General features: G+C 73.5%; 13 protein-coding genes. 7 read left to right on the top strand and 6 right to left on the bottom strand.

The window, feature by feature from the left end; genetic code table 11:
* Positions 1–50: 50 nt before the first annotated feature.
* On the top strand, positions 51–1,025 hold the full coding sequence (locus tag ACZ5CZ_RS23850) for an acyl-ACP desaturase (RefSeq protein ID WP_385848005.1): 975 nt from the start codon (positions 51–53) through the stop codon (positions 1,023–1,025).
* Between the two features lie 287 nt (positions 1,026–1,312).
* Here the strand turns inward: ACZ5CZ_RS23850 and ACZ5CZ_RS23845 are convergent, their stop codons facing one another.
* Positions 1,313–1,558, bottom strand: a complete 246-nt coding sequence (locus tag ACZ5CZ_RS23845) for a WhiB family transcriptional regulator (protein ID WP_467549758.1) — start codon at positions 1,556–1,558, stop codon at positions 1,313–1,315.
* Positions 1,559–1,801: 243 nt separating this feature from the next.
* On the opposite strand from ACZ5CZ_RS23845, the gene ACZ5CZ_RS23840 reads away from it, so the two are divergent.
* Positions 1,802–2,593 (top strand): VOC family protein, encoded by a 792-nt coding sequence (locus ACZ5CZ_RS23840; RefSeq protein ID WP_468945765.1) that lies wholly within the window; start codon positions 1,802–1,804, stop codon positions 2,591–2,593.
* A 22-nt stretch (positions 2,594–2,615) separates the two neighbouring features.
* Here ACZ5CZ_RS23840 and ACZ5CZ_RS23835 read toward each other — a convergent pair whose 3' ends face one another.
* On the bottom strand, positions 2,616–3,680 hold the full coding sequence (locus ACZ5CZ_RS23835) for a LacI family DNA-binding transcriptional regulator (RefSeq protein WP_468945762.1): 1,065 nt from the start codon (positions 3,678–3,680) through the stop codon (positions 2,616–2,618).
* A gap of 85 nt (positions 3,681–3,765) precedes the next feature.
* Positions 3,766–4,785: a non-homologous end-joining DNA ligase gene (gene ligD, locus ACZ5CZ_RS23830; protein ID WP_468945760.1), complete on the bottom strand. Its 1,020-nt coding sequence runs from the start codon at positions 4,783–4,785 to the stop codon at positions 3,766–3,768.
* 74 nt (positions 4,786–4,859) lie between these two features.
* Here ligD and ACZ5CZ_RS23825 point away from each other — a divergent pair, with 74 nt between their 5' ends.
* Complete coding sequence (locus ACZ5CZ_RS23825) at positions 4,860–5,933, top strand: ATP-dependent DNA ligase (protein ID WP_468945758.1); 1,074 nt, start codon at positions 4,860–4,862, stop codon at positions 5,931–5,933.
* A 58-nt stretch (positions 5,934–5,991) separates the two neighbouring features.
* Here the strand turns inward: ACZ5CZ_RS23825 and ACZ5CZ_RS23820 are convergent, their stop codons facing one another.
* Positions 5,992–7,182 carry a zinc-dependent alcohol dehydrogenase gene (locus tag ACZ5CZ_RS23820; protein WP_385848013.1) on the bottom strand — a complete coding sequence of 397 codons (1,191 nt, stop codon included), beginning with the start codon at positions 7,180–7,182 and terminating at the stop codon, positions 5,992–5,994.
* Positions 7,183–7,466: 284 nt separating this feature from the next.
* On the opposite strand from ACZ5CZ_RS23820, the gene ACZ5CZ_RS23815 reads away from it, so the two are divergent.
* Entirely contained in the window at positions 7,467–8,438 is a 972-nt protein-coding gene (locus ACZ5CZ_RS23815) for a DUF3048 domain-containing protein (protein ID WP_468945756.1), read from the top strand.
* 46 nt (positions 8,439–8,484) lie between these two features.
* On the opposite strand, the gene ACZ5CZ_RS23810 is transcribed toward ACZ5CZ_RS23815, so the two are convergent.
* Positions 8,485–11,175 carry an ATP-binding protein gene (locus ACZ5CZ_RS23810; RefSeq protein WP_468945754.1) on the bottom strand — a complete coding sequence of 897 codons (2,691 nt, stop codon included), beginning with the start codon at positions 11,173–11,175 and terminating at the stop codon, positions 8,485–8,487.
* A 331-nt stretch (positions 11,176–11,506) separates the two neighbouring features.
* Between ACZ5CZ_RS23810 and ACZ5CZ_RS23805 the strand changes: the two genes are divergently transcribed.
* On the top strand, positions 11,507–12,604 hold the full coding sequence (locus tag ACZ5CZ_RS23805; RefSeq protein WP_468945752.1) for a DUF2510 domain-containing protein: 1,098 nt from the start codon (positions 11,507–11,509) through the stop codon (positions 12,602–12,604).
* Between the two features lie 156 nt (positions 12,605–12,760).
* On the opposite strand, the gene ACZ5CZ_RS23800 is transcribed toward ACZ5CZ_RS23805, so the two are convergent.
* A complete protein-coding gene (locus ACZ5CZ_RS23800) occupies positions 12,761–13,375 on the bottom strand; it encodes a TetR/AcrR family transcriptional regulator (RefSeq protein WP_468945750.1) in 615 nt (204 codons plus the stop codon).
* 257 nt (positions 13,376–13,632) lie between these two features.
* Here ACZ5CZ_RS23800 and ACZ5CZ_RS23795 point away from each other — a divergent pair, with 257 nt between their 5' ends.
* Both ACZ5CZ_RS23795 and ACZ5CZ_RS23790 read left to right on the top strand, forming a co-directional pair.
* Positions 13,633–14,469, top strand: a complete 837-nt coding sequence (locus tag ACZ5CZ_RS23795; protein WP_468945748.1) for a phosphatase PAP2 family protein — start codon at positions 13,633–13,635, stop codon at positions 14,467–14,469.
* A complete protein-coding gene (locus tag ACZ5CZ_RS23790) occupies positions 14,466–15,449 on the top strand; it encodes a hypothetical protein (protein ID WP_385848022.1) in 984 nt (327 codons plus the stop codon). Before ACZ5CZ_RS23795 ends, ACZ5CZ_RS23790 begins: the two co-directional genes overlap by 4 nt.
* Positions 15,450–15,467 lie beyond the last annotated feature (18 nt).

The following is a 15,467-nucleotide window of genomic DNA, read 5'->3' as shown; positions in this document are numbered from 1 at the left end:
GCACTTCCCCCACCCTCACCCCCTTAGCTCGGCGTCCCCCTGGAGTTTCCATGACGATCACTTCCCCTCACCTCGGCAGCCCGTCCGTCTGGACCGACGCGCGGCTGCTGTACGCACTGGAGGAAGTGGTCGAGACCGAGCTGAACCGGCATCTGAAGGTCGCCAAGGACTGGATGCCGCACGAGTACGTGCCCTGGAGCGACGGCCGTAACTTCCCCGGTGTGTTCGAGGACGGGCAGGCCTGGGAGCAGGACCAGTCCAAGGTGACGGACATCGGGCGGATCGCCCTCGTGGTCAACCTGCTCACCGAGGACAACCTGCCGAGCTACCACCACGAGATCGCCTCGCTCTTCGGGCGCGACGGCGCGTGGGGCACGTGGGTGCACCGCTGGACGGCCGAGGAGGGCCGGCACGGCATCGTGATGCGGGACTACCTGCTCACCTCGCGGGCGGTGGACCCGGACAAGCTCGAGCGTTTCCGCATGGCCCACATGAGCGAGGGCTTCGAGTCCGACAACCGGCACTCGATGCTGCACTCGATCGCCTATGTCGCGTTCCAGGAGCTGGCCACCCGGATCTCGCACCGCAACACCGGGCACCAGTCCGGCGACCCGGTCTGCGACCGCATGCTGGCGCGCATCGCGACCGACGAGAACCTGCACATGGTCTTCTACCGCAACCTGCTGAAGGCCGCCTTCGAGCTGGCCCCCGACCTGACCATGCAGGCGGTGCGGGACGTGGTCGTCAACTTCCGGATGCCCGGCCACGGCATCCCGGGCTTCGAGCGGGCGGCCGCGCAGATGGCCATCGGCGAGGTGTACAACCTGCGCATCCACCACGACGACGTGCTCCAGCCGGTGCTGCGCTTCCTGAAGGTCCTGGAGATCGACGGGCTCGGCCCCGAGGGGCGGCAGGCGCAGGAGGAGCTGGGCCTGTTCATGGGCGGCCTGGACGCGGAGGCCGCGAAGTTCGACGAGCGCCTCGCCGCCCGCAAGGCCCGCCTGGCAGCCCGCCACACCGGCTGACCGCGACAGGGGTGGGCCCGGCGAAGTCGCGCTGGGCTCACTGGACGAGGTACGAGGACGGGGGCGCGGACTTCTTCAGGGACGTCAGGCCCAGCCGAAGGTGCACGGGATCGGCCACGGCCGCGCAGGCTCGTCACAGGTAGGCAGGCTCAGCAGAAGACGCAGGCTCGGCCATCACTCCGCAGGTGCTGCCACAGGTGGCGCAGGCCAATGGGACGACGCACGCGGCTCGGCCGTCACTGCGCGGGCTCGCTGGCAGGTGGCCGGCTTGGCAGAGGGCATGTGGGTCAGGGGGAGGTGCGGCGGAGGGCGAGGCGTTCTTTTTCGGAGAGGCCGCCCCAGACGCCGAAGCGCTCGTCGTTGGCGAGTGCGTACTCCAGGCAGGCGGGACGCAGCTCGCACAGGCCGCAGATGCGCTTCGCCTCGCGCACGGAGCTGCCCGGCTCGGGGAAGAAGAAGTCCGGCCCGGTCTGCGCGCACAGGGCCTGCGCCCGCCAGGTGTCGTCGGCCGGGGTGATGGTGTCGAAGTACATGCCCAGGATGGTGCCGGGCCGTGAAAAACGTTCGATCAACAGCGCGTCAACGGCGCCGCCGGGACCTCCCGCCGCCTCGATGATGCGCCGCCGGTCCCCCGCCGCGCACGGCGGCGCGCGGGACGGGGCGAAATCCAGGGGGCAGCAGCGGTCACCGTGAGTGAGCGGGGTTCCGGCGGCGGTTGTCAGTGGGCGGTGCCAGACTCGGCAGTGCACAGGACGGGACCCCTTCGAGGAGGGCACATGCTCACCACCCGTTTCGTCAACGGCGCTCCGAACTGGGTCGATGTCGCCACCCCGGACATCGACGGCGCCGTCTCCTTCTACGGCGGTCTCTTCGGCTGGCGGTTCGAGTCGGCCGGGCCGGACGCCGGCGGCTACGGCTTCTTCCAGCAGGACGGCCGGACCGTCGCCGGCGGAATGCAGACCGGCCCCGAGCAGGGTCCGCCGGCCTGGACGGTGTATTTCCAGAGCGAGGACGCGCAGGCCACCGCCAAGGCGGCCGAGCAGGCCCACGGCACCGTGCTGCACCAGCCCGTCGATGTGATGGGCCAGGGTCATATGGCGATCCTCGCGGACGAGGCCGGGGTGCCGTTCGGGATCTGGCAGCCCGGGCGCAGAAAGGGCCTGGACGTGGCGGGCGATCCCGGCTCGCTGTGCTGGGTCGAGCTGTACACCCCGGACATCGCGGCGGCCGCCCACTTCTACCACCAGGTGCTCGGCCTGGAGACCTCGGCGGTGCCGTTCCCGGGCGGGACGTACACCTGCGTCAACCCGGCCGAGGGCGGTGAGGACGCGATGTTCGGCGGTTTCGTTCCGCAGGCCGCCGCCGGCGCCGAGGGGGAGGGCCGCCCGTACTGGCTGCCGTATTTCGAGGTCGAGGACACCGACGCCGTCGTCGCCCGCGCGGAGGAACTCGGCGGCACGGTCGCCGTCCCCGCGACGACGATGGAGGGCGTGGGCCGCATGGCCAGACTCGCCGACCCCTACGGCGCCCGCTTCGCGGTGATCCGCAGCGAGCAGCGGCAGGGCTGAGCCCCGCACGGCGCCGGTGACCTCACGCGGAGGCGCGGCGTACCAGGGTGGTCGGGACGATGACGGGGGACGGCGCGTCGGCCGGGGTGTGGTCGGCGCGCCGGTCGCCGGACAGCCTGCGCAGCAGCAGCCGGGCCATCAGCCGGCCCATCTCCTCGATCTCCTGACGGACCGTCGTCAGCGGCGGCTCGGTCTGTTCGGCGACGGGCAGTAGGTCGTCGAAGCCGATCACGGCCACGTCCTCGGGCACCCGCCGGCCGGAGCCGCGCAGGACGCGCAGGGCGCCGAGCGCGGTGAGGTCGTTCGCGGCGAAGACGGCGTCCAGGTCCGGGCAGCGGACGAGGAGTTCACGCATGGCCCGTTCCCCGCCGGCCGGGGTGAAGTCGCTCTCCACGACCAGCCGGGCCTGGTCCGCGCCGGGCAGGGCGCCGACGACGTCCCGGTAGCCGTCGAGCCGGTCCACCGCCGAGGTCTGGTCCAGCGGGCCCGTGATGTGCGCGATACGACGGCGGCCGAGGTCCACGAGATGGCGTACGGCGGCGCGGGCGCCGCCCCGGTTGTCGCAGTCGACGTACACCACGCCCGGGTCCTGCGCCGGGGCGCTCTCGCTCCAGCCGGGCCGTCCGCCGAACACGGTGGGGACACCGGCGTCGTGGATCAGTGCGGGCAGCGGGTCGTCCAGGTGCAGGGAGAAGACGAGCGCTCCGTCGACATGGCCGCCGGCGAGATAGCGGGCCACGCGTGCGTGGTCGGCGCGGCCCTCGGTGAGCAGCAGTACCAGCTGGTTGTCGTGGGCGGTCAGTTCCTTGCTGATGCCGCGCAGTTGCAGGGCGAAGAAGGGGTCGGCGAAGACCCGGGTCTCGGGTTCCGCGATGACGACCGCGACGGCGTCGTGCCGCCGGGTGACGAGGGTGCGGGCCGCCTGGTTGGGCACATAGCCGAGTTCCTCCACGGCCTGGCGGACCCGGGCGGCCAGCGGCTCGCGGACACGGTCCCCGCCGTTGACGACCCGGGACGCGGTGGCCCGGGACACGCCGGCCCGCGCGGCCACGGCCTCCAGGGTGGGGCGCGACACTGCCTCGGTCACTTCGGGACTCCTCCTCGCGCGGCTGGCGCTCAGGATAGCCGCGCCGGCCTCGGGTGATCCGGGGCCGGGAGAGGCACTCGACCGCTCAGGGGGTCTGTTCGCGGCGGGCGCGGCTCGGCTGGACCCGCTTCGGTTCGCCGGGCATCTTCGGGTACTCCGGCGGATACGGCAGATCGCCCAGGCCGTGGTCGTGTTCGTCACGGCGGGCCAGCTCCAGCAGGGCGTCCAGGGAGTAGGCGTGGTCGTCCATGTCGGCGTGCACATCGCCGAGTTCGGCGAACCGGGCCGGCATGGTGGCGAGGTCGAAGTCACGGGGATGGGCGGCTTCCACCTCGTCCCAGCGCAGCGGCGCGGAGACGGGGGCATGCGGGCGCGGCCGTACCGAGTAGGCGGAGGCGATGGTGCGGTCCCGAGCGGTCTGGTTGTAGTCGAGGAAGATGCGGCGACCCCGTTCCTCCTTCCACCACTTGATCGTCACCTGCTCGGGCATCCGGCGTTCCATCTCCCGCCCGACGGCGATCGCGGCGCGCCGTACCTGGGTGAAGGTCCAGCGGGGTTCGATGGGCACGAAGACATGCAGGCCACGGCCGCCGGAGGTCTTGGGCCAGCCGTGCAGCCCGCCGAACTCGTCCAGCACGGCGCGCAGTTCGGGGGCGGCGCGGACGGCGTCGGCGTACTCGGTGCCGGGCTGCGGGTCGAGGTCGATGCGCAGTTCGTCGGGGCGGTCGACATCGGTGGCGCGTACCGGCCAGGGGTGGAAGGTCAGCGTGCCGTACTGGGCGGCCCACACCACGGCGGCCTCCTCGGTGGGGCACATCTCGTCCGCGCTGCGGCCGCTGGGGAAGGTGATGTGGGCGGTCGGGATCCAGTCGGGCATGCCCTTGGGAGCCCGTTTCTGGAAGAACCACTCGCCGCCGACGCCGTCCGGGTAGCGCTCCAGGGTGGTCGGGCGGTTGCGCAGGGCGCGCAGGATGCCGGGACCGACGGCGGTGTAGTACCGCGCGAGGTCCAGCTTGGTGAAACCCCGCTCGGGGAAGAACACCTTGTCCGGGCTGGACAGCCGTACCGTCCGGCCGCCCACCTCCAGTTCCACCGCATCGCCCATGCGGCCACGGTAGGCGCACCCCACGGTGGGCGCATACCGGGCGACACATGACGTATGCGAGCAGAATCGGGGGCATGGATCTGCCGGTGATGCCGCCCGTGAAGCCGATGCTCGCCAAGTCCGTGGCGAAGATCCCGCCGGGCATGCACTACGAGGCGAAGTGGGACGGCTTCCGTGCGATCGTGTTCCGGGACGGGGTCGAGGTCGAGCTGGGCAGCCGTACCGGAAAGCCGCTGACCAGGTATTTTCCCGAGCTGGTCGGGGCGCTGAGAGAGCGGGTGCCCAGGCGCTGCGTGCTCGACGGGGAGATCGTGATCGCGCGCGGCGGCCGGCTGGACTTCGACGCGCTGACCGAGCGGATCCACCCGGCGGACTCGCGGGTGCGGATGCTGGCCGAGCGGACCCCGGCGTCCTTCGTCGCCTTCGACCTGCTCGCGCTGGACGACACCTCGCTGCTCGACGTGGAGCTGACCGACCGCCGGGCGCTGCTCGACCGGGCCCTCGCCGAGGCCACCCCGCCCGTGCATCTGGCGCCGGCGACGACCGACCTCGGTGTGGCGCAGGGGTGGTTCGAGCAGTTCGAGGGCGCCGGTCTCGACGGGATCGTCGCCAAGCCGCTGACGCTGCGCTACCTCCAGGACCAGCGCGCCATGTTCAAGATCAAGCACGAGCGGACCGCCGATGTCGTCGTCGCCGGCTACCGCTTCCACAAGAGCGGCCCGGTCGTGGGCTCGCTGCTGCTGGGACTGTACGACGAGGAGGGCCGGTTGCAGCATGTGGGCGTGTCGGCCGCGTTCGCGATGAAGCGGCGGGCCGAGCTGGTCGAGGAGCTGGAGCCGCTCCGGATGGACGACGTGGCCGGGCATCCGTGGGCGGCCTGGTCCGACGCGACCGCCCATGAGACGGCCCGGCTGCCGGGCGCGCCGAGCCGCTGGTCGGGCAAGAAGGACCTGTCCTGGGTGCCGCTGCGGCCGGAGCGGGTCGCCGAGGTGGCCTACGACCACATGGAGAACGGTCAGCGCTTCCGGCACACGGCCCGCTTCCGCCGCTGGCGCCCGGACCGCACCCCGGAGAGCTGCACCTATGCGCAGCTGGAGGAGCCGGTGCGGTACGACCTGGCGGAGATCCTCGGCGAGCGGCACCACTGAGCCACCCCTGCGACCGCCGAGGCCACAGCCATGGCTACGGCTACGGCTACGGCTACGGCTACGGCTGCATGAGGATCTTGACGGCGCCGTCCTGCTTGCGCTGGAACATCTCGTAGGCGTGCGGCGCGTCCGTCAGCGGCAGCCGGTGCGTGGCGAAGTCCTCGACGCCGAGCGGGTCCTCCTCGGTCAGATACGGCATGATCACGTCGGTCCAGCGCCGGACGTTGGCCTGGCCCATGCGCAGCTGGATCTGCTTGTCGAACAGGGTGAGCAGGGGCATCGGGTCGGCCGTCCCGCCGTACACACCGCTGAGCGAGATCGTGCCGCCGCGCCGTACCAGGTCGATGGCCATGTACAGGGCGCCGAGCCGGTCGACGCTGAAGCGTTCCGCGAGCGGTCCGCTCAGTTTGCGGGGCAGCATCCCGGTGGCCGTCTGGGCGAGCTTGGCGGCGGCGCTGCCGTGCGCCTCGGTGCCGACGGCGTCGATCACCGCGTCCGGGCCGCGCCCTCCGGTCTCGTCCCAGATCGCGTGCACCAGCGACTTCTCGTCGTCGAAAGCGCGCAGGTCGTAGGTGGTCACGCCCCGGCGCTGCGCCCGGGCGAGCCGCTCCGGCACCAGGTCGACGCCGAAGACCCGCTCGGCGCCACGGGCGAGTGCCACCCGGCAGGCCATGTCGCCGATCGGGCCCAGACCGAGGACGGCCACGGTGCCGCCGGGCGGGACGGCGGCGTACTCGACGGCCTGCCAGGCGGTGGGCAGCACGTCGGAGAGATAGACGAACCGGTCGTCCGGCGGGCCCTCGGGCACCTTGATCGGTCCGAACTGCGCCTGCGGCACCCGCAGATACTCGGCCTGACCGCCCGGGACCGCGCCGTACAGGCGGGTGTAGCCGAACAGGGCGGCGCCCATGCCCTCGCCGGTGACCTGGGTGGTCTCGCACTGGGTCGGCAGCCCGGTGAGGCACATCCAGCAGTTTCCGCAGGCGATCTGGAACGGCACCACGACCCGGTCGCCCGCCTTGAGATCGGGTACCCCGGGGCCGACCTCCTCGACGATGCCCATGGGCTCGTGCCCGAGGATGTCGCCGGGGGTCATGAACGGGGTGAGCACCTCGTACAGGTGCAGGTCCGAGCCGCACAGCCCGGTGGAGGTGATACGGACGACGGCGTCCGTGGGTTCCTCGATCCTCGGGTCGGGCACGTCCTCGACGCGGACGTCCCGCCGGCCCTGCCAGGTGACTGCCTTCATGGGGTCGCGCTCCCTCGGTCGCGGGCGCGCCGCCTCGCTCCGGCGCAGCCGGGGCTGCCGATGGCTGCGTCCGGTCGGCGGCGGCGCCGTCCTGTTCGCGGCGGCGCCCGGGTACCCGTACGACCGCGCGCCGAACCCCCTCCCCCGGCCCCGACCGCGCACCCGGGTCGGCCCGTGGGTCCGTTCGACCCGCCGGACGGGCGGGACCGTACCCAGCGCGCTATGGCCGACACGACTCCGCGGGCGCAGAATCAGACCACACGGACGGGGTGACAAGCGTGGGCATGGGACACAGGGCGCGCCCCCGGCGCGCCGCGCTGACGGCGGCACTGCTGGCCGCCACGCTGACGGCGTCGCTCATGGCCGGCTGCACCGGCCCGCAGCACGGCGCACACGACCGTGCCCCGCACCGCACCCCGGTACCGACCGCGCCCGCCGCGGCCGGGTCGCCGCTCGCCGTGAAGATCGACAATGTGCCCGCGGCGCGTCCGCAGACCGGGCTGGACACGGCCGACGTGGTGTACGCCGAGCAGGTGGAGGGCGGACTGAGCCGGCTGATGGCGGTGTACGCGACCAGGCTGCCGAAGACGGTCGGCCCGGTGCGCAGCGCCCGCGAGTCCGATCTGGAGCTGCTGCGCCAGTTCGACCGGCCGTTCCTGGCGTTCTCGGGGGCCCAGCGCAAGCTGCTGCCGCTGATCGGCCGGGCGCCGCTGCGTGAGGAGTCCCCCGACCAGGCCCCGGCCGCCTATGTCCGGAGCAACGGCAGGGCCGCGCCGCACAACCTCTATCTGCACCCGGCCCGGCTGCTGCCCGCCGCCCCGGGCCGGGCCGCGCTGACCACCGGCTTCCGCTACGGCCCGGCGCCCTCCGGGGGCACGCCCACGGCCGCCTGCACCGTGCGCTATCCCGCGGCCCGCTTCACCTTCACCTGGTCCGCCGGGCGGGGCGGCTGGCTGGTCGCGATGGACGGCACCCCGGCGGTCACCCCGGGCGGCGCACGGATCGCCCCGGCGACGGTCGTCGTGCAGTATGTGCGGGTCCGGATGTCCCGCTATCACGATGTGCTCGGCAACCCGACGCCGTACACCGAGACGGTGGGATCGGGCCGGGCGGAGGTGCTGCGCGACGGGCGGTCCTTCGCCGCCGGCTGGTCACGGCGGGCCGCCACGGACGGTACGGCGTTCACGGCGGCCGACGGCAGCCCGCTGGACTTCGCAAGCGGCCAGGTGTGGGTGGTGTTCGCGCCGGCGCCGTGAGGTGCCTCCCCGGGAGACCGGCGGGGTCTCTCGGGGTTCGGCTCCCCTAGGGAATCCGTCCCTCCTCCAGCCCCTCCAGCGCCTGCCGGGCCTGTGCCACCAGTCCCTCGGCTCCGCAGGACCGGGCCAGGTCCAGGCCCCGGTGGAGTTCCGTGGCCGAGCCGGCGGCGATGCCGTACTCGATGCGGGCCGCGGCGTGTTCGAACTGGCAGGGTGAGGCCTCCAGATAGGCGACGGCCCGGCCGGCCAGCTGGACCGCGCGCGGCCCGGTCTCCAGGGCGGCGGCGCAGCGCAGGGCCTCGCCGATCGCGGTGTCGGTGCCGAAGCGTTCGGCCTGGCGGCGGGCGTCGGTGACGAGCTGGGCCGCGCGGGACGGGTCCTGGCCGGCGAGGGCCTTGGCGAGGTCGATCGCCCAGGGGGCCAGCACGGGGTTGTGGCCGCCGCGGGTCACGGCGGTCTTCTCGGCGGCCTCGAGTTCGTTGATGCCTTCCTCGGTGCGGCCGACGGCGAGCAGCAGCCGCCCGCGCACGGACCGGATGTCGGGCAGCACGATGGTGGACGGGTAGGGCGGTGCGAAGCCGTACTGCTCCGCGACCGACCAGGCCTCCTCGACCCGGCCGCGGGCCAGCAGGGTGTCGACCAGTCCGCAGCTGGCCGACCAGTACAGCGGCAGGCGGCGGCCGACGCGTTCGGCGAGGGCGAGTGCCTCGCGCAGGGTGGTCTCGGCGTCCTTGAGGCGGCCCTGTCTGCGGTAGGCGAGGCCGAGGAAGGCGTTGGCCAGGGAGAGATGGCCGCCGCGCCAGCCGGCGCCGGTGTAGACGCGCAGGGCCTCGGCGAAGAGGCTCTCGGCCCGGTCGAGCCGGTCGGCGTAGGCGTACGCGCTGCCGAGCATCATCAGCAGTTCGATGCCCCACTCGCGGTCGGTCCAGCCGAGGCCGGGTGCGAGCCGGCCGTTGACCAGGGCGCGGTCGCACAGCTCGATCACCTCCTCGGCGTTCTCGCCGTGGGTCATGGCGTCGAAGCCGCGCAGGATCAGCAGGGCGCGTTCGGAGTTGTCGCGGCCGGTGCAGGTGCGGGCGAGTTCGGCGAGGCGCCGGGAGCGGGCCGGGGAGACGGTCTCGCCGTGGATGCCCTCCCACATGAACTGGAAGGCCTGGAGCCGCATCCGGACGGGGCCCGCGTCGTGCCGGGCGGCCTCGGCCTCGATGGTGCGGACGGCCTCCTCGAGTTCGTCGTTGTGCAGCAGGGCCTGGGAGAGGCGGACGACGGCGTCGACGCGGTCGCGTCCGGTGAGGCCGGGCATGCCGAGCGCGCTCTGGAGGTGGTCGATGGTGACGGCGGGCGCGGTCAGCAGGGTGGCGCAGCCCAGTTCGTACAGGACGTGGGCGTGCACCTCGGGGAGCGGCGGCTCCTCCAGGGCGCGTTCCAGACAGCGGCGGGCCGCGTCGGGCGCGCCGACGGCGAGGTTCTCGCGGGCGGCCTCGCGCAGCTGCTCGACGAGTTGCTCGTCGCCCTCGGGGTGCACCTTCAGCAGGTGCCGGGCGGCCTGGGCGGCGCCGCGGCCGTGTTCGGTGATGATCTGGGCGGCGACCCCGTGCATGGCGGTGCACATGGCGGGCGGGATCGAGTGGTAGACGGCGGTGGCGATCAGCGGGTGGACGAACTCCAGCTCGCCCGGGGCGGGTTCGGCGTGCACAGCCGGGTCGGGTGCGGTGAGGATGCGGGCGGCGCAGAGGAGTTCCGCGCAGTGCCGGGCGACGCCCTCGTCCATCGTGGCGAGGCGGGCGACCATGTCGACGGTGATGCCGGTGCCGAGGATGGCCGCGGCCCAGGCGAACTGGGTGGCCTCCAGGCCGAGTTCCATCAGCCGGTCGACCAGTCCGCCGCCGCGGGCGGCGCGGTTGAGGGCGCGCAGTTCGCCGGCCCGGGCCTCGACCGGCGTCACCTCGCTGTCCTGCACCTTGGCGAGGAGTTCGACGGTGTCGTAGGGGTTGCCGGCGGTGACGGCCCAGACCTCGCGGCAGAACGCGTCGTCGGCGTGCCGGCCGAGGGCGGCGCGGGTGATGCCCGCGGTGGCGGTGGGGGTGAGGGCGTTGAGGTTGCTGACGGCGTGGCCCGCGGCCGCGGCCACCGCGTCGAGGTGGCGGGCGCTCTCGCCGCCGGCCTCGCCGGGGCGGCGGCCGACCACGACCAGGACGGAGAGGTCCTCCAGGCGTTCGGCGAACGCGGCGAGCCAGCGCAGGGTCTCCTGGTCGGCCCAGTGGGCGTCGTCGATCAGCAGCACGAGCGGCCACTCGCGGCGGGCGAGCCGGCGTACGGCGGCCACGAGTCCGTCGCAGACGTACTGCGGGTCGGGGTTGTCCTCGCCGGGGTCGACTATCCCGAGGGCGGGGCCCGCGATGTCGTACCAGTCGCCGAGGTACTCGCGGGCCTCCTCGGGGAGCAGGGACAGCAGCGCGGGCTGGAGCAGCTGCCGCACCACGTTGAAGGGGACGGATCGCAGTGTCTCGGCGCCGCGGGCGGACCACACGGCGCAGCCGCGGCGTTCGGCCATGCGGCGGGTCTCGGCCAGCAGTGCGGTCTTGCCGATCCCGGCCTCGCCCCGGAACACCAGCAGACTGCCCGCCGACGACTGGTCGGCGCACAGGACGTCGAGCGCCTGTGCGACGGCGGCGATCTCGGCATCCCGCTCCCACAGGGAACCCGAGGCGGCTGCCGGCGGCCGTCCCTCCGTCATCCCGTTACCTCCCCAGGTCGCCCGAATGACGTACAGACCACGAGCCTAGCCGTCCGGGATGAGGTGTGGTGGCCGGTCGGGGCGACTGTTGCCCCGCCGAGTGAACGCGGGGGCGGACAGGCGACGCGGAAGCCCACCCGACCAGCCGGTGAGCGGCTGACGGTCCGTCAACACGCGGCGTCGCCCCGAGGCGTTCCGCCGGACGCGGTCTCGCGCGGCTTCGCCCGGATGCGCGCCGGGGCCTCCCCGGCCGGCAGCCGTGCAAGGGCCGCGCGCAATCCGCGGCGCATCCTCTCATCACACTTTCACCGTTGCCTCATACGGTGGGGGCATGACGCAGGTGACTCCTCCCGGGTGGTACCCCGATCCCGGGCAGACGAATGACGGTCCGCCCACCGAGCGCTGGTGGGACGGCACGGCCTGGACGGACCGGACCCGCCCCGCCGGGACGGGCGCCCCCTGGGGTCCCCCGGCGGGCCCGCAGCCGTCGGCCGCCCCGGGGTACGGCGTGTATCCGGAGTCTCCGGGGACTCCCGGAGATCCGGGGAGCGCGGGGTATCCGGGGGCTGCGGGATATCCGGGGTATCCCGTACAGCCGGCGGTCCGGTCCCGGACGGGACTGCGGACGGGCATAGCCGTCGCGGCCGCGGCCGCGGTCCTGGCCTGTATAGGGATCGGCGTGTACGCCCTGTCCAAGGACGACGGCGGCAGCGGCACCCGGGCCGGTGCGCAGCGGGGGCCGGGAGGTGTCCCGGACAGGGGCCGGCGCGGCGGGCCGGGCGGCTCGGACGGGTCCGGAGGCTCGGACGGGTCCGGAGGCTCGGACGGGTCCGGTGAGTCGGGTGGGTCCGGGGGCGGTGCCTCGCCGTCGCCGCGGGCGTCCGGGGCGCCCAAGATCAAGGGCGGCGGCACGGTGCCGGATCCGGTCGACGGCATCAGCCTGCCGGTGCCGAAGGGCTGGACCGGGCAGACGATCAGCGTCGGCGCCCAGGTGACCTCGGACGACTCCTACACCTGCCCGGGCAACGGCAAGCAGACGTGCACGGCGGGCGGCGCCTACTCGGCTCCCGCGGTGGCGCTGGGCACCGAGGGCGAGACCGCGGAACAGGTCGCCAAGGCGGACATCGCGGCCAACGCCAAGCAGTCGTACGGCGGCACGACCTACGGCAGCATCACCTCGCACCAGGTGCTCGCGTCCCGGGCCGTGACGGTGGCCGGGCAGAAGGGCTATCTGGTGCGCTGGAAGGCGGTCACCAGCAAGGGCGCCGACGGCTATGTGGAGTCGGTCGCCTTCCCCTCGCCCAACGACGCCAAGCAGATGGTCGTGGTGCGCTTCGGCGTGGACGTCGGGCAGGACGTGTCCGTCATCGACACCATCGTGAAGGGGATCAGGATCTCGTCCGGCGGCGGCGACGGCCAGAACGTCTGAGGCGCCCGGCGGGTCCGCCACGCGATGCGGCCGGGTGGGGCTCCCCTCCGCTCAAGGAGGAACCCCACCCGGCCGGTGGTGCGCGCCGCCCCCGTCCCCACGGTGCGGCGCGAGCAGGTCACCGTCCGGTCATCCCGGTGAACGGCGGCCTGGGTCTCAGGTCAGCCCGAGTGCGGGCAGCACGGCGGCCTCCACGAACCGCAGGAGGTAGCCCGCGTCGGCGTACTGGCCGTTGAGGACCGGCCGGACGCGCAGCACACCGAACATCATCGCGGGGACGAACTCCAGCGCCGGGTGCCCCTCGGGCACCTCGCCCCGGGCCACGCCCCGGGCGAGCATCTGCTCCAGCGCGGCGATCTCCGGGTGGACCAGCGCCTCGCGCAGCGCCTCGGCCAGCTCCTTGTCCGCCGTCACCGCGTGCCCCAGCGCCTGGAGCAGCTTGGTGTCCTTGCCGGACCAGTCGCCCGCGGCCCGCGCGGCCTGGCGCAGGTCCTCGGCGAGCGAGCCGGTGTCGATCCCGGCGAACCGGACCCGGCGGCTGGCCCGCAGGGCGGCCGCGACGAACTGGGGTTTGGTCTTCCACTGCCGGTAGAGCGTGGACTTGCTGCACCGGGTGCTGGCGGCGACGCCCTCCATGGTGACGGACTCGTACCCGCACTCGCGTATCTGCTCCAGCACCGCGTCGAAGAACTCCCGCTCACGCTCCGGCGTGATCTTGGAGCGGCGCGAGGCGACGACCGACTCCGGTCCCTCCGCGGCCTGCGACGTCATGCGGTGCTTCCCCTCACTCGTGTACGGCCGGTGCCCTCCTTCGGCACCGGAGTCCGGTCAGGCGCTTCTCGAGCGCCGTCCGAAACATGTCTCCAGTGTGTCGCACATCAATCGATACGCCAGTGTACCGGTACCCAAGCGTATCGGTACACTGGCGTATCGGAACGACAACGTATCGATGAGTGCTCCACGCACCACCGGCACACCGTCCACGCACCACCGTCACGCACCACCACGTCAGCGAAGGGGGCCGGGGGATGAACGCCCGCACCGAGCCTGCGGAGGCAGAAGCGGAGCCAGACGCTCCGAGCGCTCCGGACGCGACATCGCGCCCGCCGCTGCTGCGCGAGTTCCTGCTCGTCGCCGGGCTGTTCCTCGTCTACAAGCTCGGCCGCCAGCTGGCGACCGGCCACACCGCGAACGCCTTCCACAACGCCCACCGCGTCTGGGACCTGGAGCGGGCCGTACACCTGCCGCACGAGACCGCCGTACAGTCGGCGCTGCTGCACGGCGACACCCTCGTCCGCCTGGCGAACACCTACTACGCGACCGTCCACTTCCCGGCCACGCTCGCCTTCCTGGTCTGGCTCTATCTGCGCCGGCCCCTGCACTACATATGGGCGCGGCGGGTCCTCGCGGTCGTCACCACGGCGGCCCTCGTGCTGCCGTTCACGTTCCCGCTGGCCCCGCCGCGCATGCTGACCGGCACCGGCCTGGTCGACACCGCCCGGATCTACGGCCCCTCGGTGTACGGCCCGCCGTCCAGCGACCATCTGTCCAACCAGTTCGCGGCGATGCCCTCGCTGCACTTCGGCTGGGCGCTGATGGTGGCGATCGGGCTGATCGCGGCCACCCGGTCCCGCTGGCGCCCGCTGTGGCTGCTGCACCCGCTGATCACCCTGCTGGTCATCGTGGGCACGGCCAACCACTACTGGCTGGACGCGCTCGTCGCGACCGCCATGCTCGGTCTCACCCTCGCCGTCATCCGCCCGCCGCGCCGGACGCCCGGCACCGCCGGCCACGACAGCCGTGATCAGGGCACCCGTGGCCAGGACATCCCGCGCCGCCAGGTCCTGGTGGGGGCGGGCCGATGAACGCCCCCGCCCTGATCGCCGTCGCGCTGTCGCTGGTCTCGGCCGTCGCCTACGCCCTCGCCGCCGTCGCCCAGGAGCGCCTGGCCTCGCGCAGCGCGGGCACCGGCCTGCTGCGCCTGCTCGGCACGGGTGCCTGGTGGTCGTCGGTCGGTCTGAACGCGGCCGCCGCGCTGCTGCACGTCGTGGCTCTCCGGTACGGCCCGCTCACCGTCGTCCAGCCGCTGGGCGCGCTCACCCTGGTCGCGGCCGTCCCGCTGGGCGCCCGGGCGGCCGGGCGGCGGGTCAGCACGGCGGAGTGGCGCGGCACGGCGCTGACGCTGCTGGGGCTCGGCGCGCTGCTGGTCACCGCGTCGGGTCCGGCACCCGAGCGGGTGCTGAGCCTGCCCGAGGCGGTGGCGGTGGCCGGTACGACCGCGGCGCTGATCGGGCTGCTGTCCCGGCCCGGCGCCCGGCCGGGCCTCCGGCACGCGACCGCCTCCGGTATCGCCTCCGGGGTCGCTTCCGCGCTCACCCAGACGGTGACGGTGGCGGCCACCGACCGGTCCGGCCCGGTCCTGGGCGTCGAGGTCATCGTGGTCGCGGTGCTCGTCGCCGCCTTCGCGGTCGGCGGACTGCTGCTGTCCCAGACCGCGTACCGCGGCGGCCTCGGCGCCCCGCTGGCCCTGGTCACCCTCACCAACCCGACGGCGGCCGCGGTGATCGGGCTCACCCTGCTCGGGCAGGGCCTGCGGGGCGGCGCCGCCGGTGTGCTGCTGGCGCTGGCCGGGGCGGGCCTGGCCGCGTGGGGCGTGCTGCTGCTCACCCGGGTGTCGCCGCAGGCCGGGTACCCCGGCGACGAGACGGACGCGATGTACGACGGCCACGACGACGCCGACCACCCGGTGGCCGCGGTGCTGGCGCTGGAGCCGGAGACGGCCACGGCCGAGCCGGCGCTGGTGCCGCGCCAGCCGGAGCAGCCGGGACACCTCACGGCACTGTGAACGGTGCCGCGAGCGGCA

This window comes from Streptomyces sp. NPDC031418 (assembly GCF_055581605.1).
This window is presented reverse-complemented; position numbering and strand designations above follow the sequence as displayed.